15 protein-coding genes and 1 pseudogene are annotated in these 23,457 nt (G+C 62.2%); 6 read left to right on the forward strand and 10 right to left on the reverse strand.

Annotated features, from left to right (window positions below; genetic code table 11):
* Nucleotides 1-50 precede the first annotated feature (50 nt).
* Together AC5RWA_RS08185 and AC5RWA_RS08190 are read right to left on the reverse strand one after the other, a co-directional pair.
* Entirely contained in the window at nt 51-1,508 is a 1,458-nt protein-coding gene (locus AC5RWA_RS08185; protein WP_494057215.1) for a phytoene desaturase family protein, read from the reverse strand.
* Nucleotides 1,501-2,960: pseudogene (locus tag AC5RWA_RS08190) on the reverse strand (glycosyltransferase family 87 protein). The gene AC5RWA_RS08185 and the pseudogene AC5RWA_RS08190 overlap by 8 nt, the downstream one beginning before the upstream one ends.
* Nucleotides 2,961-3,125: 165 nt before the next feature.
* On the opposite strand from AC5RWA_RS08190, the gene AC5RWA_RS08195 reads away from it, so the two are divergent.
* A complete protein-coding gene (locus AC5RWA_RS08195; protein ID WP_494057216.1) occupies nt 3,126-4,643 on the forward strand; it encodes a glycosyltransferase family 39 protein in 1,518 nt (505 codons plus the stop codon).
* Nucleotides 4,644-4,701: 58 nt separating this feature from the next.
* Here AC5RWA_RS08195 and AC5RWA_RS08200 read toward each other — a convergent pair whose 3' ends face one another.
* The 3 genes from AC5RWA_RS08200 to AC5RWA_RS08210 all read right to left on the reverse strand — a co-directional run bounded on the left by AC5RWA_RS08200 (nt 4,702) and on the right by AC5RWA_RS08210 (nt 7,533).
* Complete coding sequence (locus AC5RWA_RS08200; RefSeq protein ID WP_494057217.1) at nt 4,702-4,842, reverse strand: hypothetical protein; 141 nt, start codon at nt 4,840-4,842, stop codon at nt 4,702-4,704.
* A gap of 601 nt (nt 4,843-5,443) precedes the next feature.
* Nucleotides 5,444-6,028, reverse strand: a complete 585-nt coding sequence (locus tag AC5RWA_RS08205; RefSeq protein WP_079597928.1) for a histidine phosphatase family protein — start codon at nt 6,026-6,028, stop codon at nt 5,444-5,446.
* Nucleotides 6,025-7,533, reverse strand: a complete 1,509-nt coding sequence (locus tag AC5RWA_RS08210) for a CCA tRNA nucleotidyltransferase (protein ID WP_494057218.1) — start codon at nt 7,531-7,533, stop codon at nt 6,025-6,027. The genes AC5RWA_RS08205 and AC5RWA_RS08210 overlap by 4 nt, the downstream gene beginning before the upstream one ends.
* A gap of 207 nt (nt 7,534-7,740) precedes the next feature.
* On the opposite strand from AC5RWA_RS08210, the gene AC5RWA_RS08215 reads away from it, so the two are divergent.
* The 5 genes from AC5RWA_RS08215 to trxA all read left to right on the forward strand — a co-directional run bounded on the left by AC5RWA_RS08215 (nt 7,741) and on the right by trxA (nt 13,883).
* Entirely contained in the window at nt 7,741-8,241 is a 501-nt protein-coding gene (locus AC5RWA_RS08215; protein WP_058269716.1) for an NUDIX hydrolase, read from the forward strand.
* A gap of 61 nt (nt 8,242-8,302) precedes the next feature.
* Nucleotides 8,303-10,462 (forward strand): murein biosynthesis integral membrane protein MurJ, encoded by a 2,160-nt coding sequence (gene murJ, locus AC5RWA_RS08220; RefSeq protein ID WP_494057219.1) that lies wholly within the window; start codon nt 8,303-8,305, stop codon nt 10,460-10,462.
* Between the two features lie 165 nt (nt 10,463-10,627).
* Nucleotides 10,628-12,289, forward strand: a complete 1,662-nt coding sequence (locus AC5RWA_RS08225) for an ABC transporter substrate-binding protein (RefSeq protein ID WP_494057220.1) — start codon at nt 10,628-10,630, stop codon at nt 12,287-12,289.
* A gap of 273 nt (nt 12,290-12,562) precedes the next feature.
* The gene (trxB, locus tag AC5RWA_RS08230) at nt 12,563-13,519 is read left to right on the forward strand and encodes a thioredoxin-disulfide reductase (protein WP_079597933.1); all 957 of its coding nucleotides are present in this window, start codon (nt 12,563-12,565) and stop codon (nt 13,517-13,519) included.
* A 37-nt stretch (nt 13,520-13,556) separates the two neighbouring features.
* Nucleotides 13,557-13,883 carry a thioredoxin gene (gene trxA, locus AC5RWA_RS08235; RefSeq protein ID WP_079597934.1) on the forward strand — a complete coding sequence of 109 codons (327 nt, stop codon included), beginning with the start codon at nt 13,557-13,559 and terminating at the stop codon, nt 13,881-13,883.
* A gap of 4,857 nt (nt 13,884-18,740) precedes the next feature.
* Here trxA and AC5RWA_RS08240 read toward each other — a convergent pair.
* From AC5RWA_RS08240 to yidC, 5 genes are all read right to left on the reverse strand, one after another.
* The gene (locus AC5RWA_RS08240) at nt 18,741-20,018 is read right to left on the reverse strand and encodes a ParB/RepB/Spo0J family partition protein (RefSeq protein ID WP_494057221.1); all 1,278 of its coding nucleotides are present in this window, start codon (nt 20,016-20,018) and stop codon (nt 18,741-18,743) included.
* A gap of 65 nt (nt 20,019-20,083) precedes the next feature.
* Nucleotides 20,084-21,151, reverse strand: a complete 1,068-nt coding sequence (locus AC5RWA_RS08245; RefSeq protein ID WP_303048429.1) for a ParA family protein — start codon at nt 21,149-21,151, stop codon at nt 20,084-20,086.
* An 89-nt stretch (nt 21,152-21,240) separates the two neighbouring features.
* Complete coding sequence (gene rsmG, locus AC5RWA_RS08250; RefSeq protein ID WP_494057222.1) at nt 21,241-21,891, reverse strand: 16S rRNA (guanine(527)-N(7))-methyltransferase RsmG; 651 nt, start codon at nt 21,889-21,891, stop codon at nt 21,241-21,243.
* Nucleotides 21,892-21,912: 21 nt separating this feature from the next.
* The gene (locus AC5RWA_RS08255; protein ID WP_079597938.1) at nt 21,913-22,479 is read right to left on the reverse strand and encodes a Jag family protein; all 567 of its coding nucleotides are present in this window, start codon (nt 22,477-22,479) and stop codon (nt 21,913-21,915) included.
* Nucleotides 22,479-23,456, reverse strand: a complete 978-nt coding sequence (gene yidC / locus AC5RWA_RS08260) for a membrane protein insertase YidC (protein ID WP_275725797.1) — start codon at nt 23,454-23,456, stop codon at nt 22,479-22,481. The genes AC5RWA_RS08255 and yidC overlap by 1 nt, the downstream gene beginning before the upstream one ends.
* Nucleotide 23,457: the final 1 nt, after the last annotated feature.

Genomic DNA, 23,457 nt, shown 5'->3' on the forward strand with positions numbered 1-23,457 from the left:
CCCCGGTTTCGCCACTCCTTTTGCCCACATTGCGACGGGTGCCTTTCGGCTCACTTTCCTCGCGAAGCCGACATTCCCAGCGCCGGCACTCCCATCCCGAATATGTCCTTAAGGGCATGTGTCGCGGCGTGCAGTCCGGGCATTCCGGTGACCCCCGGACCCGGCGGAGTGGATGACGAACATAGGTACACGCCGTGCAAGGGGGTGCGCCATGGGGCACGGGAAACCACCGGCCTTTGGACCAGGCCCCGCAGGTCCATGGTCCCCACGCTGAAATCACCGCCAATGTAGTTCCGGTTGTATTCGGCCAATCCAGCGGCGGTGACCGCATTCGTCTGCACTATGAGGTCGCGGAAGCCCGGCGCGTAACGCTCCAGCTGCGCGGTGATGGCCTCGGTCATGTCCTTGGTTGAACCTGCCGGAACGTGGCAGTAGGTCCACACTGTGTGGTGTCCTTCCGGCGCCCGGCCGGCGTCGAACCGCGAGGGCTGTGCCACCAGGACGTACGGCCGTTCCGGATGGCGGCCCGCATTGACCTCATTCTCTGAATGGGCCAGGTCCCTCCTGGTACCGCCTACATGGACCGTGCCGGCGTCGGCCAGTTCGGGCGCCTGCCAGGGCACCGGCCCGGACAGGATGAAGTCCACCTTGCACGAGCCGTTTCCGTAGCGGAATGACTCCAAGGCCCGCCGGTAGCCGTCAGGCAGCGACTGGCCGGCCATGGCGACCAGTCCGCGCGGCGAAACGTTGAGCAGCGTGGCCTTGGCAGTGGGAAGGTCTGCAAGCCTGTCTATCGGAGCGTTCGTATGGATGGCGCCCCCGTGCGCCTTAAAATCCTCGGCAAGTGCGGCAGCGATCGAAACGGAGCCTCCCAACGGGATGGGCCATCCCTGTGCATGCCCGAGGGCGCCCAGCATGAGTCCGGCACCGGCGCCGGCGAGGGAGGGCTGGCGGGAGATGGCGTGGGCGGCAACGCCGGTGAGCAGGGCGGGAGCGTTCTCCTCGCGGAACCTGGCGTTCCAGGCCCCCGTTCCCTGTTCCATGGTCCGCAGCCCAAAAATACCGGCGGCTGCAGGGTTGCGCGGAATCCGGAAGAGCTGGTTCTGTGTGAAGTCCATGATCCCGTCCACGTTCCGGACCAGGGGCGCCATGAGTCTGCGATAGGCGGCGCCGTCCCGCCCGAGTTCCGCTGCCGTCCGGTCGAGGGACCGGTAGGCCAGGGCGGCGCGTCCGCCGTCCAGCGGCGAACCGTAGGAGATCTCCGGGGTGACCATTTCCACCCGGCGGGCCAGTTCGAATGCCCGGAAGAAGGGCGAGGCGAGGGCCATCGGATGGACAGCCGAGCACACGTCGTGGAAGTGGCCGGGCTGCATCAGTTCGGTGGTGCGTGTCCCGCCGCCGATGGAAGCGGCTGCCTCGAAGACCTCCACCGAAAGTCCGGCGCGGGCCATGACTGCCGCTGCCGCCAGCCCGTTGGGGCCGGCTCCCACCACCACAACATCAGGCATTCGAAGGTTCCTTCCAGGGCAGGAGTGAATCCGCCGGCCGGCGCAGGCTCAACCGAATCCGTCCGGCGCGCCGGCAAAGGGCCCGCCATGGGGATCATCGGTGTGGTGGCGCCGGATGGGATCATAATTCGGGTCATAAATGTCCCACGTAACGCGGGCCATGAGATAGGCCACCGCAAACATGTGGGCAGCCACGGCGAGGACGTAGTAGGGCATATCCAGGTTGTGCTGGGAGGAGCCTGCGCTGGTCACCTGTCCAAGGTACATCCACACGGCGGCCCAATGCAGGCCCTCAATTCCCTGCCAGACCAGGAAATCGCGCCACCGGGGCCGCGCCAGCGCCAGGAGCGGGATCAGCCACACCACAAACTGCGGGGAATACGCCTTGTTGGTAAGGATGAAGGCGGCCACCAGAAGAAAGGCCACCTGGGCAAGGCGGGGCCGCCGGGGAGCGTTGAGGGCAATAACGGCAATGGCGGCACATGCCACCACCAGGAGTGCGGGCGAGAGCAGGTCCACAGCGGCCGGGCTCAGCTCTGGCCAGCGCAGCCTGCCGGCCACCAGGTTGTAGGCGAACCAGGGCGAACTGTAGCCCGCATCGCGGTCAGCCGTGTACCTGAAATAGTGGGCCCAGCCGTCAAAGTTTGTGGCCGCGAACGGCAGGTTCACTGCAATCCAGCTGCCGGCCGCCGCCCCGCCCGTGACCAGCAGGGCGCGGAGCCGGCCGGTGCGAAGGGCGAGCAGCAGGATGGCTGCCAGGAGCAGCAACGGGTACAGGTTGGTGGCCGTGGCGAGTCCGATCAGGATCCCGGCCGGCACCAGCCGCTGCTGCGCGAAAAAGTACATGGCCACAGCGAGCAGGCAAACCGTCCACAGGTCCCAGTTCACGGTGCCCGCGAGAATGATCCCCGGGGCCAGGGCCACCATCGCTGCGTCCCAGGGCCGGCGGGCTGACATCCTCGCTGTTGCCAGGACGGCGATCATGGCCGCCCCTGCCAACAGTGCCGCGTTGATGTCGAAATACGCCAGGACCCGTCCGTCCGTCACGCCGGTTCCCGGGACCAGCCACGCCGTCAGCCCGGCGATCAGTCCTATGAGGACGGGATATTCGAACTGATTGGTGAGGACGGGGAAGCCTCCCTCAGCCAGACCGCGGTGTGAGAAAAGCTCGGGAAAATCCGAATAGCAGGTGGCGTAGAACTGGGTGGGGGACTCCCAGCCATTGGCGCGGCAATAGCCTTTAAGCAGGACGCCGACGAGCGCGGCGGCAAGGGTGAGGAGGATCAGGACCCGTTCCACGGTGAATATCCCGGGTGAAATAACGCCGGGGTCCGATCTGCGGCCCAGCGGACCGCCAATGACCTCCGTGAAGTTCCGCAGCAGCATGTCGCTGCGGCTGGGAACCACCAGTCGGGACCGTCCTCGGCGCCCCGGGGGCTGGGTCTCCTCCATGGAGTTGAGCTTACCCGTGTGGCTGCAGGATGAGGTTTAACGTCGGAAGGGCCTGTATCGTCGCAAGGTGTGCCGGGCAGTATTTTCCCGGCAATTGTCCTTCCAATCGTGAACGAATGTACGGCTGCTTGCCGCAGGGAACCAGCAGTCTTCAGGGGGTTATAGGTGGAGAGCCAAAGGGTCAGCGGCCATGCTGCCGGACGACGCTCCCGGCTGGCCGCAGTGCCGGGCCCGGCTGCTGCGCAGTGGTGGATGCCGGCGTCCCTGGGCCTGCTGGGCTTCTGCGCGGCGTTCATAGGATCGTGGATTCCCTCGTTCTGGGATGACGAGATCGCCACCATTTCCGCGGCCGGCCGGTCTCCGGAAGAGCTGCTTCTGCTGCTGCAGTCGGTGGACGCGGTTCACGGCCTCTACTACCTAATCATGCATTTCTGGACGTCCGTCTTTGGTTTCTCGGAAATTTCCATGAGGATGCCGTCGGCGTTTGCGGTGGGGCTTGCCTGCGCCGGGACGGCCCTCATCGGGCGGAAACTGGGGTCCGAATCCCTGGGTTTTGCCGCCGGCCTGGTGCTGGCCGTCCTTCCCCGCATGGTGTGGGCCGGAACCGAGGCCCGGCAGTCTGCTTTCACCGCCCTGCTGGCCGTGGCCCTCACCCTCTTGCTGCTCCGGGCATGGGAGTCCAACCGGATCCTCGACTGGGTCCTCTACGCTCTCTGCGCAGTGGTGGGCGTATGGATGTTCATGTTCTTCGGCTTGGCCGTCGCGGCGCACGCAGCCGCAGCGGTCATACTCCGGCGCCGGATGCTGGCCACTTTGGTGGCCTGCTCCGCGGCCGGGGCTTGTGTGCTGCCGTTCCTGATCTACGCCCTGGGGCAAAAGGCACAGGTGGACTGGATCCAGAACCGTTCCCTGTTGCAGAACCTGATGACCGCGGCCGTCAAACAGTACTTTTACGGCGACGACCGTCCCACCGGGAACATGCCTCCGCAATGGGTTCTGGCGTTTGTGGTGCTCCTCGGCGTGGTGGAGATTGGCTTGCTGGCGTGGGGCCTTTGGTCCGCCCGGCGCAGCACTGCCCTGCGTCCCCTTCTGGTCCTGTGCTTGGCAGGCGTAGCAGTCCCCGTTGCCGGGCTCCTGCTGGTCAGCGTCGTGGCCCAGCCCGTCTACGTCGCCCGGTACCTGACATTCACCGCCCCTGCGTTTGCCCTGCTGGTAGGACTGGGGATTTCCAGGCTTCCCGCCAAGCACACATGGCTCCGTCCCATGGTGGTAGCTGGAGTTATCTGCTGCAGCCTGGTCCCGCAGCTCACACTCAAGAGCCTGGTGAATGAGCCGGCCGATACCGAACGCCGGATTGCGGCGCTGCTGGATCAGCAGGCGCCGCAACCCGCCGCCATGGTGTTCGGCGAGCCGTACCTCCGTGACATGGTGCTTGCCTATCCGGAACGTTTCGACGGCGTCCAGGACCTGTCCCTGGAGGAAACGCCGGCAGAGTCCGGGACGTTGTGGGGCCTGGATGCCCCCGTCACCGCCGCTGAACTGTCCGGCCGCGGCGAAGTGCTGTTTGTCGGGCTCGGAAATGCCGCCCCCAGCGACCTCTCCGCTTTCGCCGCCGCGCAGTGCCGGGAGACCGGCAACCGGCCCTTCCAGCGGCTGGTCCTGATCTCCTTCACCTGCTCCTGAAAGTCCCGGCCGCAGAGGTCCCGCCGCACATGCGGCAGGACCTTTGCGGCCGTACATGTCAGCGCAGCCCGCTCATCTGTTGGTGCATCAGGACAAAAACGTCATTCCGCTGCCGCTCCAAGAGGTCTTGGTTGAACAGCATCCTGCTCCTGGTCCGCCGTGGTGCAGTGAACAGGAACTTCCGGAGTTTTCGGATCATTGGTTCTCACCTCCCTACGGGGTGATAGCCAGCCTTATAAATGGGCATAACAAAATAAGGCCGCGTTGAAAAGGAATTAGCGCCCACATAATGGCGCTACAAATTCGCCGAACTAATCGAGGGTATTTTGGCGGAAACGGGATTTCCGGCAGGCGACCGAGACCCATCGGAAAAATGGTTCCGAATTATGGGATGCGGGAGTCCGCGCTCACAGGAAATGCCCGGAACCGCCGCAAGCTGCACGCCACCCAGAAAGGGGAGGCAGGCCTAGGGACGCGAAATTCCGCCTAATATACCGTGAATACCTTGCCGCCCCAGCAGGGGACGGAGGACAAGGGCAGGCGTCAGCAGCCTGGCTGGCCCCCGAACAGGTGCGCATTGTGCGCGGAGGCCGGGTGCGCGGTGATGGTGGTCTTCCGTCCGCCAGTCAAAGTCATCATTTCTCCCAACCTCCTTTTCCTCTGTTCGCTGCAGACAAAGCGTGCAACCCGGGCGCTGACCCCGGCAGTTGGCTCTGGGGTCAGGAATAAAAGTACACCAGGATTCTTCCGGTGACTACTGCTTTTGGGGAATTCAGCAACGCTAATTTACAAAAAGGGAATTAAAGGCCCCAGCGGACAATTGCGGGCGTCCTCTTATCCCACCCCAGTGTGCAGACTTTTGCGGTCCCCAGGATGAAGTGCCTGCCCTCTGTGGGCGCCAGTTCCAGCCACCGTGCCGTGAGGATCCGCGAGAAATGGCCGTGTGCAACGATCAGCACATTGTCCATTCCCGATTCCAGGACCCGGCCAATGATCTTATCCGCCCTGGCCGCAACCTCGTCCAGCGTCTCGCCGTTGGGAACACCGTGCGTCCAGATGAGGTAGTCGGGGTTGTCCTTGCGGATCAGGTCCGAGCTGATGCCTTCGTAGTCGCCGTAGTTCCACTCCACTGCCAGCGGTTCGTGCTGCGCGTCCGGAAATCCCGCCAGTTCCGCGGTCCGCCGGGCACGCCGCAGCGGCGAGGTGAGCACCAGGTCGAAGTCGACGGCGTCGAGCACTTTACGGGCTTCCACAGCCTGCTGTTCGCCTTCGACCGTGAGCGGGAGGTCCGTGAGCCCGGTGTACTGGCCGCTCTTGGACCACTCGGTCTCGCCGTGCCGGAGGATCCAGAGCTGGGGGCGGGGGGCAAGGGCGGGATCGGTCACTTGGTCTCCTCAGACGGGGAAGGTTCGACGGCGGCGGGAGACTTTCCGGCCTCCGCTGCGGCAGGAGCTGATTCGGGCTGTCCGGCCCACCAGCGGAGCAGCCGGGCCTCCGCGTCCTCGACGGGCAGGGGACCGTGTTCCATCCGCTCATTGAGCAGGAACTTGTACGCCCTGCCCACCACGGGTCCGGGCTTGAGGCTGAGCAGTGCCATGATCCGGGCGCCGTCCAGGTCCGGCCGCACAGCATCCAGGGACTCCTGCTCCCGCAATGCGGCGATGCGGTCTTCAAGGTCGTCGTAGGCAAAGGCCAGGCGCTCGGCCTTCCTCTGGTTCCGTGTGGTGACGTCTGAGCGGGTGAGCCGGTGCAGGCGTTCCAGCAGGGGCCCGGCGTCCGTGACGTAGCGGCGGACCGCCGAATCGCTCCAGCCTGCGTCGCCGTAGCCGTAGAAGCGCATATGCAGCTCCACCAGCCGGGCCACGGCCTTGGTGGTGTCGTTGTCGAAACGCAGGGCCTTCATGCGTTTGGTGGTGAGCTTTGCCCCCACCATGTCGTGGTGGCGGAAGCTGACCGCCCCGCCAGGTTCGAAGCGCCGCGTCGCCGGCTTGCCGACGTCGTGCATCAATGCCGCGAACCGCAGCACAAAGTCGGGCCCGGGCACCGGGCCGTCACCGTCCGTCTCCAGCTCCGCTGCCTGTTCCAGCACCTGCAGGGAGTGCTGGTAGACATCCTTGTGGCGGTGGTGCTCATCGGACTCAAGGCGGAGGGCGGAAACTTCGGGCAGCACGAACTCGGCGAGGCCCGTGTCCACCAGCAGGTCCACGCCGACCCGGGGCTGTGCCCCGCAGATGAGCTTGACCAGTTCGTCGCGCACCCGCTCGGCGGAAATGATGGTGATGCGTTCGGCCATGCGGGTCATGGCTTCCCGGACGTCGTCGGAAACTGACACGCCCAGCTGCGCCGCGAACCTGGCGGCCCGCATCATCCTCAGCGGGTCATCGGAAAAGGAGGCCTCGGGCGCGCCAGGGGTGGCCAGCACGGAGGCGTGCAGGTCGCGGACGCCCCCAAAGGGGTCCACGAGCTCCATGGCGGGCAGTTTCAAGGCCATGGCATTGATGGTGAAGTCCCGCCGCAGCAGGTCGTCGGTCAGGGATGAACCGAATGCCACCACGGGTTTGCGGGATTCGGGATCGTACGCCTCCGCCCGGTAGGTGGTGATCTCAATCTGGAACCCGTCCTTGCGCATGCCGATGGTTCCGAAGGCGCGCCCGATCTCCCAGAAGTTGTCAGCCCACTTCTTGATGAGGGCCACGGTCTGGTCCGGCGTTGCGTCCGTGGTGAAGTCCAGGTCGGGGGAGGTCCGCCCCAGGAACAGGTCCCGCACCGGCCCGCCCACCAGGGACAGTTCGTGGCCGGCGTCCACAAAGCGCTGGCCGAGCTCCAGGACCACCGGGTCCACCTGGAAATCGACGGTGTGGGAATCAGTCTTGTGATGTGCGTGCGCCATAGTTACTTAAGCTTGGCAGAAACCTGCCGCCCGGCAGGCCAAAAAAGCGTCAAGATCCCGTGGATTCGGTCCGCCGCCGGGAAACTGCGTCATATGCCGTCCATGTTGGTGTCATGTTCCGGTCATCACGAGCGGGCAACAGTCGTTAGAGTGGACTCCATGGCCCATCCAGTACCGAGCGCTCCAGGCAGGAGGACGAACGCACCATTGCCGTCGGCAATCGGTGCGCACGTTGCGCCTGCCCAGCATTCGGCGCCGGCTTCACTGCCGACGGTGGAGGAAGTCTCCGCCGGCGGCGTGGTGGTGGACACGTCCGACGCCGAGTTGAGGGTTGCGATCATCGCCCGCCTTAACAGGGGCGGACGCCTTGAATGGTGCCTGCCCAAGGGCCATCCGGAGGGCAAGGAAAACAACGAGGAAGCGGCGGTCCGGGAGATCGCCGAGGAAACCGGCATCGAGGGCAGCATCCTCGCCCCGCTGGGCAGCATCGACTACTGGTTTACCGTCAGCGGGCACCGGGTCCACAAAACGGTCCACCACTACCTCCTGCGCGCCACCGGCGGTGAGCTGACCATCGAAAACGATCCCGACCAGGAAGCCGTGGACGTGGCATGGGTGCCTATCCAGGAGCTGGCCCGGAAACTGTCCTTTCCGAATGAGCGGCGCATCGCCGACCTTGCCCGCGAAGTCCTGCCCGGACACCTGTAGCGCCGCACTGCCCGTGGCGGCGTTGCGGCGATAGCGGCGTCCGGGTGAGACGATGAACTCGATGTCAGCTTCCAATTTTCCTTCCGATAAACCCGGCCGGCCCGGCGATGCGGTTCCCGAGGGTGTACCCATGGAACCGGCAGGGCCGGACACCGGTCCAGTAGCCGTCGGCGCCAGCGAAACCCGTTCCAGCGCCATCATGGCCGCCGGCACGCTCGTGTCGCGGTTCCTGGGGTTCGGCAAGACCTGGATGCTGGGCACGGCGCTGGGGCTTGGCTCCACGGTCAATGACACGTTCATCAACGCCAACAACCTGCCCAACCTGATCTTCCTGCTGGTGGCCGGCGGCGTGTTCAACGCCGTCTTGGTTCCGCAGATCATCAAGGCCAGCAAGGCTCCGGACAGGGGAGCGGACTACATCAGCAGGCTGCTGACGCTTGCTGTCCTGCTCCTGCTGGGCCTGACGGCGCTGGTCACCCTGGCAGCCCCGGCGGTCATTGAACTCACCACGCAGGGATACACCCCGCAGCAAAAGGCCCTGGCGGTCACGTTCGCTTTCTGGTGCCTGCCGCAGATCTTCTTTTACGGCCTCTATGCCCTCCTGACCCAGGTCCTCAACGCCAACGGCGCCTTTGGTCCTGCCATGTGGGCGCCCATCCTCAACAACCTCGTGGCCATCGCCGGCCTCGGAATGTTCATCTGGATCTTCGGCACCAACGAGTTCAGTCCGCACACCCTGGAGAACTGGGGTGAGACGCAAACACTGTTCGTGGCCGGGTTCTCCACGATCGGCGTCATCTCCCAGACAGCCATCCTCCTGATACCCGTATTCCGGCTCCGGCTGGGACTCCGGCCACGCTTTGGCTGGCGCGGCGTGGGACTGGGCCAGGCAGCCAAGCTGAGCGTCTGGACCCTGCTGACTGCCGCCGTCGGGCAGCTCGCGTTCCTGTATGTCATGCGCATCGCCACCATCCCGGGTGCGGAACGCCTCCGGCTGCAGGAGGCGGGCGCCCCGGCCGCGGAGATGCTGCCAGGCAACGCCGTGCTGGAAGTGGCCAGCCAGCTGTACCTGCTGCCGCACTCCATCATTGCGCTGTCCCTGGCCACGGTGCTGTTCAACCGGATGACCAGGGCCTCGCAGGACGGCAACCGGGACGAGCTGCGGGATGCCCTTTCGCACGGGCTGCGGACCATGGCCGTTGCCACCGTTTTCGGTGCCCTGGCCCTGTTCGCCCTCGCCGGCCCGCTGGGCATGTTCTTCTCGGGCGGGGACAGGCAGGACGGCGTGATGCTGGCGCAGACGCTCACCATCCTGGCGCTCAGCACACCGTTCATGAGCGCAAACTTCATGATGTCCCGGGTGTTTTACGCGAACGAGGACGCACGCACCCCCTTCTACATTCAGCTGCTGCTCGCGGTGGTTTACGTTGCCGGCGCCTTTGCCATCCAGTTCCTGCCGGTCAACCAGATCATCTATGCCATCGCGGTCCTCTACATGGTGGGCAACATCCTGTCCGTGGTCATCAGCGCGTACTTCCTGCGCCGGCTCCTCGGACACCTTGACGGGGCCCGGATCGCCAGCTCCTACATCCGGATGGGCTACGCCGCCCTCGGATCCGCCATCGCCGGTGCCGGTGCGCTGTGGCTGATGGGCAGCTACGACCCCAACGGCTTCGCCTGGCATGACCGGCTGACCGCGCTGATCACGGTCATCGTTGTAGGTCCCGTGATGCTGGTGGTCTACTTCTTCCTGCTCAAACTGTTCCGCGTGGCCGAACTGCGCGACCTCCTCCGCCCCCTGCTCGGCCGCCTGGGCCGCGGCGGCCCCGCTGTGCCCGCGGCGGCAGGCGGGGCCCCGCCGTCGTCCTCTCCAGAGGGAACGCCCTCCGTGGAAGGTGCGGTCGCCGCAGAACGCCCCGTCCGTCCCGAGCGGGCCACGACCTCCGTGGACACGGGGCTCATTCCCCGGATTTCCGGCGAGTTTGATGCTGCTTCCTTCCGCGCCGGCCCCGAGCCGGAGCGTGTGGGCAGCCGCCCGGATTCTTACGACGGCGGCGGCCAGGGAACGTCCGACGGCGGCTACCTGCCGGGCGAGGACCAGCCGGGGACAGCACGCGGCGGGTTGCTCCGTGAGCAGATCCCGCTGCCCGGCCGGCGCACGTTCCAGGGCAAGGCAGGGGAAAACCCTTATTTCAAGCGGCGGCGGCCGCGTAAAAAGTGACTGCCCTGCCGTTTCCGGAGGTCTTTGTCCACGGCGCGCCGGACGCAATCCGCTAGGATCGAAAAGGTACAGGGGGAGTTGTATCCAGGGGCAGGCCGCGCGGCAGTCCCTGAACGGCGGTTGCGTCATCTATGCCGGCAATCCCGGAAAATCTAGGAGGAACACGTGTCCAACCCGATCGATGTCGGATCAGTACTGGGCGGCCGCTACAAGGTCACAGCCACCGTATTGGCCTCGCACGACCACGATCTGGTGCTGGATGGTGTGGACCAGGTCCTGAACCGGCCCGTCAGCATCCTGGTCGCCGGACCCGAAAACACAGAGCAGGTTGCCCAGAGCGCCCGCGAGGTTGCCACCGGTGAACGGCCCGGCACCGTACAGGTGCTGGACCTCGGCGTCACTGAGGCAGCCACCTACCTCATCACCAACCACACATCCGCCGCTGATCTGCTGGACCTTGTGGTGGCATCAAATCCTCCGTACGTGGAGCCCTTTTTCACCGACACCCTGGGCAGCGAAATCTTTGGCCAGCCCCGGTCACACGAGCCGGAACCCTACGACGATGAAGATCACGTCGACGCCGGCTACATCAACTACGGCCAAACACACCCCAGCCAGGTGGACCCTTACCGGACTGCACCCGTTGTGCCGCCCAGGCCTCCCGTCCGGCCCGCAGCATCGCCTGGGGTTGGCCGGTCTGGAGCCTCCGCAGTCGGTGGGTCCTCGGCTGATCGTGGGTCCTCGGCTGATCGTGGGTCCTCGGCAGATCGTGGGGCCGCCGCTGTTGGCGGCGCTGCGGCTGTTGGCGGCGCTGCCACTGCGGCTGCTGCCTCCGGTGCCGGTGGGGCATCACGCGGTGGCGCGACTGCGCCCGAAGCTGATCCGGACGCCACCGCCGCGCATCCGGTTCAAGACGCTTCCCGTGGCGCCGATGCCGGTGCTTCGTCCGGTACTTCAGCCGAAGCAGCAGGCTCCGGGAAGCCCAAGGTATCCCTGTGGTCGGACGACGATTACGTGCAGTCGGACCAGGAGGGCTACAACCACCACGAAGAACCGGTGGATGAGCCCCAGCCGGTGAACAAGAAATCAGCCGTCTTTGCCCGGGCAGCAGCCCCGGCGGCCGCGGGAGTTTCTTTTGCCGACCCTGGTGACTACGACGGCGACCGGGACGAGCCTGAACGTGAACCGCGGTCCATGCGTTGGCTGGTGGGCGGACTCCTGGCTGTTGTCCTTATCGCCGGTCTCGTGTTCGCCGTAACCAATCTGGGCAGCCTCTTTTCCCAGCCCCAGGCAAATAATCCGGCTCCAGCCACCAACACAAGCGCACCGGAAGGTTCGGCCGCTCCCTCCGCAGCTCCCAGTTCCGCTCCGCCTGCCGCGCCGCCCGTCATTGAGAGCGTGACCCGGCAGGGCAACTTCGACTTTGCCGCCACGTTCGACGGCGACCTGGTCAAGGCGTACGACGGCAATGCCGCAAGCTACTGGTCGGACATGGAATTCGCCACCGACAACTGGGGCGGCCTGGCAGCACAGGGCGTTCCGCTGGTGGTGAAGCTCGAGAGCCCTGCCACTGTTTCTTCCATCACCCTCTCTCAGCTTGGTGGCTCTGGCGGAAACATCACCGTTTACACCAACGACCAGCCATCCCTGGACGGCGCCAAGGCTGTTGGGACCAACAGTTTTACTTCCACGGACCTCAACATGCCGTTGGCAGCGCCTGTGGAAGCGGAGTATGTCATCGTTTCGGTCAACTCCCTTCCCCGGCTCGCTGCACCGAAGACCCGGTACGGCTACGGCATCCGTTTGGCGGAGATCAAAGTCCAGTAGTCTTCCGCTCTTCACCACCTGCGGCCCTTCCCTTCAACTGGGGGAGGGCCGCTGGCTTTTAATACGCTTCCGGGTTGCGCTCTTTACAGCCGGTGATGGGGAACTGCTGTGGGACGGTAATCTGGAAAGAGCGTCTGGCGGAGATGGCATGATGCCGTCTACCGGCGGTCTTCCATGTCCAGTCGCCGGAATATCCAGCATCCAGTAGCAGTTGTGCCATATGGCCGGCCTCCAGAGGGAGGTGCGTCAAATAAGGAAGAGGTTCACCGTTCAGTGACCATCGAAGAAAACACCGCGTCCGAAGTGCGTGATGTCATCATTGTCGGCTCCGGTCCGGCGGGTTACACGGCTGCCGTCTACACGGCCCGTGCAAATCTCAAGCCCTTGCTGCTCGCTGGCTCCGTAACCGCCGGCGGTGAACTGATGAACACCACTGATGTCGAGAACTACCCGGGCTTCCCCGACGGCATCATGGGTCCGGACCTCATGGAGAACTTCGAGAAGCAGGCTGCCCGCTTTGGCACCGAAATCCAGTTTGAGGATGTCACCGCACTTGAGCTCGATGGCGCGGTCAAGACGGTGACCATCGCCACGGGGGAGACCTTTCGGGCAAAGGCCGTTATCCTCTCCACCGGCTCTGCATACCGGGAACTGGGACTGCCGAACGAGAAGCGCCTTTCAGGGCACGGCGTCAGCTGGTGTGCAACCTGCGACGGTTTCTTTTTCAAGGACCAGGACATCGCGGTGATCGGTGGCGGAGACTCCGCAATGGAAGAGGCACTGTTCCTGACCAAGTTCGCGAAATCGGTAACGGTTGTACACCGCCGTGATTCGCTCAAGGCTTCCAAGATCATGGCGGACCGTGCGCTGGCCCATGAGAAGATCAACTTCATCTGGAACAGCACTGTGGATGACGTTATTGGCGAAGACAAAGTCACCGGACTTAAGTTGAAGAACCTGGTTGACGGAACTGTCTCCGATCTTGCCGTTACGGGTGTGTTCGTAGCTATCGGCAACGACCCGAGGACCGACCTCGTGAAGGACGTCCTGGCACTGACCCCGGAGGGAACCATTGCCGTGGAGGGGCGCAGCTCCCGTACCAGCATTCCCGGAGTATTCGCTGCCGGCGACGTTGTTGACCCCACCTACCGGCAGGCAATCACAGCTTCCGGCTCAGGTTGTGTAGCCGCCATCGACGTGGAGCACTACCTGGCAGACCTGGCCGCATAAGTTTCGCCCATCGCTATCGGAAAGAAAGACAAGGTATATGAGCAACGCAAAAGATGTAACTGACGCAAGCTTCGGGACGGACGTACTGTCCTCCGACAAGCCGGTTATCGTGGATTTCTGGGCGGAATGGTGCGGTCCGTGCCGCAAGCTCGGTCCGATTCTCGACGAGATCTCCGTTGAGTACAGCGAGAAGGTTGATGTCGTGAAGGTGAATGTTGATGACAACCCCGCCATCGCCGCGGAGTACGGCATCACGTCCATTCCTGCCGTTTACCTGTTCCAGGGCGGCGAAGTGAAGAACACGGTTATCGGTGCGAAGCCGAAGCAGTTCTTTGAAAAGGAATTCTCCGACGTCCTTTCCTAGGGATTCCGATTCTCAGATTGCCATCTGAGACATGCGAAAGTGGTCACTGCCCTCGGGTAGTGGCCATTTTTGGTTGTCCTGCACATCGGATCCTGTGTTCTTCAGTGCGATGATCCTTTCGGTTGGCCTTCGATCCAGATACAGCACCTGCTCTGCCAACGTTGAGACGCAGAGGTGTCGTCGAATCCAAACGTTCGCCTACCCCATGTTTCACGTGAAACACGCGTGACCGTTAAAGCCCTGGTCCTGTTAGATGGCCGCAAATGGTCTTCTGCTTCCCGATACCGCAGACCCCAGCTTCGTGAAGATCGTAGGAAAGAGCTGCGTCCTAGTGCGCCTACGGCTGCCAGAAACCCAGCGAATGCTAATCAGGCAACATCAAGAGCGTGCGTTTATAATCATCGCGGAGTACGACACGTAGGCGGTACTCGTCACAACTTCAAGGAGGAAACGTCAAGGGACTCATCTAGCGACGAGGGCTTGGTCCTTTAGCGCTCGACGAGCAGAGTGCTGCTCATACGCCTGCGATTGGCATCCCATTCATAAAGGCACCCCCCAATGGTTCAACTTGGCTCAGGCCAACGAGGCCGCTGTTGTAGTGTTCCACGTGAAACATTAGGCCTACCATGCACGCGTTGCCCAGCTCCGCCGTGGGGAAGGGGGCATTCTGCCGATGCACCTGGTAGCGCCATCATCCACCGCCCGGTGAATTGCACATCGCTTCATAAGCGCCCGCTGACAGCCAGATTGTGCTCTCTTCGTATATCCACGAACCTTTCAGTCTCCGCTGATGCCGAGATGCCAGCCGTGGTGCGAGCGACTCATGTTTCACGTGAAACAGCGCACCACCCGGGGGAAAGTAGCTAGGGAGCATGTAAGCAGGCCTACATGTCGTTTTTCCTACTTTCACGTATGCAAGCTTGATTGCATCGACGCCCTTCTCCGCCAACGGCGAAGCGAATTTGGCATCCCCTAGGAGCTGTTACGGGATCCCTAGGCCGCAAACGATAGTGGACCATTAGTTCGAAGAGTGCGCGCACGTCGATCGCAGCTTCTTCGTTTGACCCGAACCAGGGGGAACCCGGACGAGTCTCGCACCCATCGCGACCTTCCTCTCAGGTGCAGCCCGTCGACACACGCTTTCGACGCGCCAGCTCCAAATCCCACTCCAAGCGCGGAATACGAGAGCACGTTACAAGGTCCAACTTCTAAAACCGTTCGGGCCCCGGGCCTAGGCCTCCAGAAGGAACATCGGCCAGCGACGTGTTTGACGACAGACGGTCAAGTCAAGCGGGAGAAGCGTGTTCCGCCTAAAGACTGGACGAGTCGAAGGGCCCTTCCAGCTGTTCCGGAAGAAGGCGACACAGCTTCAGCTGCGTACCGTCACCTTCGTCGTGAAATAACATGGCAGCCGCCGGCAACGTCGCCACGTCGTTGAAAAGCTGGAGCTTCAGCCGAGACTTTCGACCCACGCGCCTGATCCATCGCTGCCACATAGCAACGACTGCCGCCCTATCGGTTCTCAGGGACACCAGGAGATTGGCCAGCGGTATCAACTTGGAGCCCAACCCTAACGTGTGTGGTGTCCTTACTGGCCGTGACTCAGAGGATACAGACGATCAGGGCACGACAGTCGGTACGGGCCTAGGCAGCCTTGCCTCAGCAAGGACTGACTAGTGCGACCGAGCAGACCCCGCAAGGAAGCCGTAGAGGAACGGCATCTCTAAATGTTTCACGTGAAACGAAAGGCCGCCAGCGGGAGGTGCCAAGAAGCACGAGCTGCACCCGCTCTTGAACCACGACAAATCTTCAAGTCGGCCGACATCCAGAAAGTCACCCGTAACCCGGCCTACCACTGGCCGCCCGCTGTCGATGGATAACCACGACGCTCGGCACCTTGCCAATGCACAGGCCGGGAATGGCCCTCCGTAGCGAAAGAAGGATGTAGAGGGCCAAGATGGGGCGCCGTACCAAGAACTGGGGGAGATGGGCGGAACATACGTGCATTACGACTGGAGGCTCAACTACAGTTACTGCCTGAGCCGTGTTGCACAACGAGCTTTCAGAGGAAGACCACTTCATCTGTCCGAAGGCCTCGCTCCTGAACTACCCTGGCCTCGCAGGCAGATGCGTTCCTACCATAGGGGCATCCACACCTCGGCGAGTAGACACAAGCTCAGCCGGGCCTTCCACTTCAAACATCCATGTTCCCGGTACATCACGCCGTCCCGACGACCACACCTACCGACCCGACACGGAGACAAAGTCGACTCCAAGTCGTCCTTGTCCGGCGAGAGACGCGCTGCCGATACCCCCCTGATACGGGTCAGGAGACTCCTATGCGCAACCCCAATCCACAGGTTATCCACAAGCGGTGACCCTGGTTATCCACGTAGTTATCCACAGCCCTACGATGCGTGCTTGTTGTGGTCCGGGTAGCCGCCTCCCCTCATTGGCGTAGCGCCGGGCAGGGTAGGCGGCTCTATCCGCCTATGGTCCGCCCTTCAATCTGAACCGACAGCATTACAAGACGCAGCTAAACGCCTCTAAAACCACCGCATTGATGCGAATATTGGCTGTATAGTCCCCATTCCGGTGTCTTCTTTGGTGTTTCACGTGAAACAGGAGTGCGCGGGGAACGGGCGCTAGGCGAACTGGATGTCACAAAATTGGGACCTATCCTTCCAGGCGCCCCGCACCCGCATACAGTCCTTGCCGCTTATCCACGGTTGGACGCCTTGTAATCCACAAAGTTATCCACAGCGATATCCACTGCCTATGATGTTGCTCATACTCGCAGGTCAGCGTGGAAATCCGACTGGCCTTGTCGTCCCGTTCGACCTAAAGGATCGTGACAAGACGTTGTACTGGAAGTGCTGGCTGTGACCAGAAGTTCACCCGACTGCGACACGTTGTTGGCCCGCCTTAGGTCTCGACCGTGCTGCCGCCCTGCTGATCGCGAGCCGCGGCACCATACGAAAGTAGTTCACCCAGCTTCGAAGGGTGCCTGGTCGCTGCAACCCATCATTCGCGTCCTTGTACGCCAAACTGAAAGGACAGCGCGAATGCAAGGAGTGGTCTCCCTCGAACTCCGCCGTTGTCGGCGCCAGTATCGCGGCGGATAAAGAGCATCGAGCTAGTGTCCATTTTGAGACTGGTGCCTTCACGTCGGCACAAAGTGAACGCAGGCTTGATGTGATCTCGGCGCAGGGGTTCTACCTCGGCGACCACAAAAGCAGCGCGCGGGGTTAGTGGAATCCAAGCAGGGGGGAAGAATAGGACGGGGATCATGTTTCACGTGAAACACTCATCTATGACTAACAGGAGGACGTGAGAGATCGTGGGGCCAGGGCCCTGACGATATGGTCGACTCACGGCCGGATTTGCTGCAACTCCAAATTTCCAGGTCGCCCCCTCCCCCCTGGGAGGCCTGCGCACTTGCCGCTCGACCCCAATCCGCTCATCAAGGCATAACGCTGGGACCGTGTCGTCCTGGTGGCGTCTGATCCTTCTTCCTAGTACAGCCTTCCGTGCGGTGCCATCGATCGGGGCCTACGAACGCTTGCCTCGGCGACCATCAGTTCTAGTGATGGCAGCCCTTTGAGCGGAGGTCTATCGAGAGTTTAGACACCAGTGAGCTCGGAAAGCACTAGGGCACAGGGATGGCGCCCTAAGGTGCCAGCGAGACTGGCGCCGTTTCACGTGAAACATCGAGGGCGCCGCGACCACTGACGCGTCACCGTCCATGAGGGAGGGGATGGAGAGCCTCAAATTCCCGCGCCAAATGAGCGGCTGGGGCTCACGGGCTCAGAGCGAAAAACACCATACTGACATAAGGAGCATGCGAACGATGGGTACGCGGCCTGCTGCGTAGGTCTCGACTATGGCCTGCTCCGCATCATGCTTAGGAAGCGCTGATGCGTAGAGGCTACCAACACCTTTGGTGCAAACCCACGTGAACAACTCCCGCTTGATCTCATCAGGATGGCATACGCGCAGTGCAGCTGTCGCCGTGCCGGACGCACACTGGTGCCCGCCTGACAGGAAAACGAGATGCCGTGACTTTTCCGCGTCTGGTGACACCTGTATTCTGCTTCGCCCCACGCCTGCATGGGTGCGCCCCAAGAACCCCATAAAGGATTCTGCTGGGCCGAACGATCAGGGGAGAGACCCGCGTCCGGAACGAGTCCCCATCCACGAGAAGCCCGAAACCGGCCGTCGAGCCATCCTTCGCTTCGGATCACGTGATCGAGCGCGAGTTCTGATGCTCCAGAACCGATAGGCCGGAGCGGCCTACCCCTAGCGGCGGCCATCAAAGTTCCTAACGTTGTTGATCGCCCTTCAGGACCATAATGCCCTCGAGACTCTTGAATGATCTCAGGGTGGATACTCGGGTCCGCTCCATGGCGGGCATCATGCCGAACACTGCCACCCGTCTAGCGGGGCCGTTTCACGTGAAACAGTAGGGTTGCCATACGACGGGTTATCAAAGTCGCTCAGGCTCCCGGGTGCCATCTCCGATAAGTCACACCTGAATTGCTGTGCGGCGAACAAATGGACCAGCTGTCACTTCCCATAAAAGCGCTGAAAGAAGTGCGACCTGAGGGGAGTGCACACGGGGCGGCAGTGCTCCCACGGCCGGCCCATATGCTTCGCATATCGGTGTCTGTCCCATCCATGGAAAGGCTGCGCATGCTTTTGATGCAGCAGATCGAAGAGGATCCTTGAATGCCTTTGTGTATGACCGAACGGACAACGGTCAGCATGTGGATCTGAATGACGACGCCCGTATTCAAAAGAACTATATTCAGGCCGAAAAAGGCCCGGTTCGTGGTGAACCGGGCCCTTAGGAAAAGATTAGTTTGTTGAACCGGGAGCCAACACATCCATGATGCGGTTCAGGTCTTCTACACTCGCGAATTCGATGCTGACCTTTCCTTTCCTGACACCCAACGAAATCTTCACGTTGGTATCGAGGCGGTCTGACAAGGATGATGCGAGGTAATCAAGACGCTCATGACGCGCGCCGGGACGAGGCACATTGTTTTTCGGCTGCTTCGTCGCGTCCTGGTAAAGGGTGACAGCCTCTTCTGTGGCCCGTACCGACATACCCTCGGCGACGATCTTTTGGGCCAGACGCTCCATTGCGGCAGCGTCTGGAAGCGACAGCAGCGCGCGGGCGTGACCGGCGGACAGGACGCCCGCAGCAACACGACGCTGCACCAACGGAGGAAGCTTGAGGAGCCGGAGGGTGTTTGACACCTGGGGGCGTGAGCGACCGATACGGTCAGCCAGCTGCTCATGCGTCGTGCCAAAGTCCTCCAGAAGCTGCTGGTAAGCCGCAGCTTCTTCCAAGGGATTCAGCTGGCTGCGGTGCAGGTTCTCCAACAATGCGTCGCGAAGGAGATCGTCGTCGGTGGTATCCCTGACGATCGCGGGAATGGTTTCGAGCCCCGCAGCCTGAACGGCACGCCACCGACGCTCACCCATGACGAGCTCATATGGCTCACCACCGGATTCGGTTGATTTACGGACGACAATTGGCTGCAGGACGCCGATCTCCCGAACCGAGTGAACAAGCTCGGCCATGTCATCTTCATCGAAGACGGAACGCGGCTGCTTCCGGTTGGGATGGATCTCGGAAACGGGTATTTCGGCAAAACGGACACCCGGAACTTCAACAAGCTCAACATCGGCATTGGATCCGACGAACTCATCCAAAGGCTCGGCGGCAGCAACGTCCGGGCGGACCTCGGGGGATACCTCAGGCTCCTGGCCGGACTCAGCATTGTCGGACTCGCCTTTCCCGGCTGCAGGAGCCGGTGGAGTGGCAGCCTTCTTGGCTGTGGCAGCACTGGAAGATCGGGAAGTAGCTTCGGCAGCCGGGGAGGCGGTGTTCCTGGCAGTCGACTTCGCCGGGGCCTTCCGGGCCGGCGGGGCGGTCAACTTCTCCGCTACGGTCTTTGCTGTACCCGCGGCATTTTCTTCCGAGGGTTCGGTCTTCCTTCTGCCCTCGGGAAAGAAGAGATCTACAGGACGGGATACGGCTGCACCGTTACCCTGCCCATTGGACGCGGCGGAACTTGGAATCAGCGCGCCAAGACCGCGGCCTAGGCCCCGTCGCTTCTCGCTCATGGGTAAATCCCTCCAGTGGTAGAACCAGGCGTGAGCCGGCTCCGGTCGTTGCAGTGTTGAAGATATTAGCGTTCTGCTATTTCAGCAGCGGCTTCCAAGTAAGACAGGGCTCCACTGGAGGATGGGTCGTACGTCATGACCGTCTGCTGGTAGCTCGGTGCCTCTGAGATCCGTACCGAACGGGGGACCACTGCAGACAGCACCTGGTCGGGGAAGTGCGTCCGCACCTCGGCAGCAACCTGCGCAGCCAGATTGGTGCGGCCGTCGTACATGGTGAGCAGGATGGTTGAGACGACGAGATCAGCATTGAGGTGCTTCTGAATCATCTCGATGTTTTTGAGGAGCTGGCTCAAACCTTCGAGGGCATAGTATTCGCACTGGATAGGAATCAGGACTTCATTGGCTGCGCAGAAGGCGTTGACGGTGAGGAGCCCCAGGCTTGGCGGGCAGTCGATGAAGATGTAGTCGAGACGCTCTTCGCCGTTCTTTTCACGGGTCTTTGCGTAGACGTCGATCGCCCGGCGCAGTCGCTGCTCCCGCGCTACCAGCGATACCAGCTCGATCTCGGCACCTGCCAGGTGAATGGTGGCCGGCGCGCAGATGAGCTTGTCGATATCGGGGCACTGGGCCACCACATCTGCCAGGGCAACATCGTTGATCAGGACGTCATAGATGCTGTCCACATCGGCATGGTGCTCAATACCCAGCGCGGTGGAGGCATTGCCCTGGGGATCGATATCGATCACCAGGACGTTCAGTCCCGCTGCTGCCAAAGCGGCGGCGATGTTGACGGTGGTGGTGGTCTTACCCACGCCGCCCTTCTGGTTGGACACGGTGAAGATGCGTGTCTTTTCGGGACGCGGCAGTTTACGTCCCATCAGGCGCTCACGGCGCTTCGTTTCATGGGCCAGCTCCCGGGCAATAGGGCTGGAATCGTCGATTGCATCAATGATGTTGGTTCGACCTGCTGAGGTTGTTTCACGTGAAACAAGCGAGGAAGTTCCAAGGTTTGATACTTGTTTTGGGTGAATTCCCCCTCTGCCGGGGACCGAAAACGGGCCAGCGACAGAACGAGCTGACCCCAATGACACAAACGGTGGTATCCGTTGTGCGGAGGCTTCACTACTGGTCACTGGGGCACACTCACTCTCGTTCAGCCAATTTTGCTGCCGTTGACTAGCCTAACTGCTTGACCCGGCAGACTTCGGTCACCGGGCCTTGATTAGGATTTCTTTTGGGACTTGTTCACAACGATGCGGACTACGGTGGTGGGCTCCTCAAGCAGGTTGTCACCAACTGTAAGTACAGACGTCTGAACACCGCCCAATTTTCGAATGACCTTGGCGGCCTTCTCGATTTCCTCGGCCGCGCTGCGGCCTTTAATGGCAACAACCTCGCCATGGCCGGCCAGGAGGGGGATGGTGAGGCCGGCCAGGTTGCTCAAAGCAGAAACTGCCCGCGCTGTCACCACATCGGCTTCCACTTGGCCCACTGCCAGCTCAGCACGGGTCCGCATCACCGTCACGTTATCCAGTCCGAGGTCGTCGACCACTTCCTGGAGCCAGATCACCCTGCGTTCCAGCGGCTCGATCAGGGTCAGTTCCAGGTCCGGCCGCGCAATCGCGAGGCAGAGGCCGGGCAGCCCGGCGCCGCTTCCGACGTCGGCCACGTGGCTGCCCTGGGCAATCTCGCTTTCGATGACGGCGCAGTTGAGTACATGCCGGCTCCAGAGCCGCGGAATTTCCCGTGGACCAATCAGCCCGCGCTCTGTTCCGGAAGTAGCCAGATGTTCGACGTAGCGCTTGGCCAGGACCAGCCGGTCGCCGAAAATCTTCTCAGCGGCCAGAAGCTCAGCTGCCGTGATGTCAACCATGATTAGCGGGTCAGCAATTCTCTAGTCTGCGGAAACAACAATGTGGCGTCCGGTGCCTTCGCCCTCGGACTCGCTGACGAGGCCCAGGTCAGCAACAGCGTCGTGAACAATCTTCCGCTCGTAGGCGCTCATCGGTTCCAGCGCCACGGACTGGCCGGTCTCCTTCACCGTAGCCGCAGCGTCTTCCGCGATCTTCTGCAGGTGGCCGGTGCGTTCCTGCCGGTAGCCGTTGATATCCAGGACCAGCCGTGAACGGTTCTCCGTCGCGGACAGCACAGCAAGCCTGGTGAGCTCCTGAAGGGCTTCAAGGACTTCCCCGTCCTCGCCCACCAGGCTGTCCAGGCCTTCGGTCTCCTCTTCGGCAACGATCGAAATATAGGTGCGGCCGTTGCGGACCTCAATGTCGATGTCACCATCGATGTCAGCGATGTCGAGCAGTTCCTCCAAGTAATCCGCCGCGATGTCGCCTTCTTCTTCAAGACGGCTGACAGCTGAAACCTTGGGGGAGGAAGCTTCTTCGTTCACGGACTCGTCCTGATCTTCGAGGATCTCTTCAGAAAGGGCGTGTTCGGTACTCTCGGCTGACATTACTTCTTCTTCCTGTTCTTGCGTTGTGGCTGGACACGCTGGCCCTTGGATTCAGCGACGGCGGCCGCAGCAGCAGCGTCCGCTGCTTCATCCTTCTTGCCGCTCAGGATCGAAAGGGCCGGAAGGCCCTTGGCGGCACGGCGCTCGGCGAGGGCCTTGGCGGCGGGGGATCCCGGCGTCGGCATGCGGCGGATGACGAAGAACTGCTGGCCCATGGTCCACAGGTTGGTGGTGGTCCAGTAGATCAGGACGCCAATGGGGAAGTTGATGCCACCCACGCCAAAGACGATGGGCAGGATGTAGAGCATCATCTTCTGCTGGCGCATGAAGGGGCTGGCCATGGCTTCTTCAGACATGTTCTTGGCCATGATCTGCTTCTGGGTGATGAACTGCGAGGCCGTCATGGCCAGGATCATCAGGATGGAGAGGATCCAGACAGCGACGACGTTGCCGCCAGGAGGAGTCCCATGGAGCAAAGTCGCGGAAAGCGGAGCGCCGAAGATGGTGGACTGGTCGAACTGCACCACCTGCTCGTGGCTCATCGCGCCGATGCCCTCACCCTCGCGGCTCGCCGTCGAAATGCCGGACAGCACAGTGAACAGGGCGAAGAAGAACGGCATCTGGATCAGCATGGGCAGGCAGGCCGAGAACGGGTTGGTCCCGTGCTTCTTGTACATGGCCATCTGTTCCTGCGCCATGGCCTGGCGGGACAGCTGGTCCGTCTTGCCCTTGTACTTGTCCTGGAGCTTCTTCAGGTCCGGCTGCAGCAACTGCATGCCGCGCTGGGCCTTGATCTGCTTGACGAAGACGGGAATCAGGGCGGCACGGATCACCAGCACGAGGCCAATGATGGACAAGGTCCAGGTCCAGCCGGAGGCTTCAGGAAGCCCAATAGCAGTCAGGCCCTCATGGAAGCCCACCATGATGATGGACACAAGCCATTTGAACGGAAACATGATTGTTTCAAAGAAGTCCATA

Source organism: Arthrobacter sp. 210 2, from assembly GCF_059093025.1.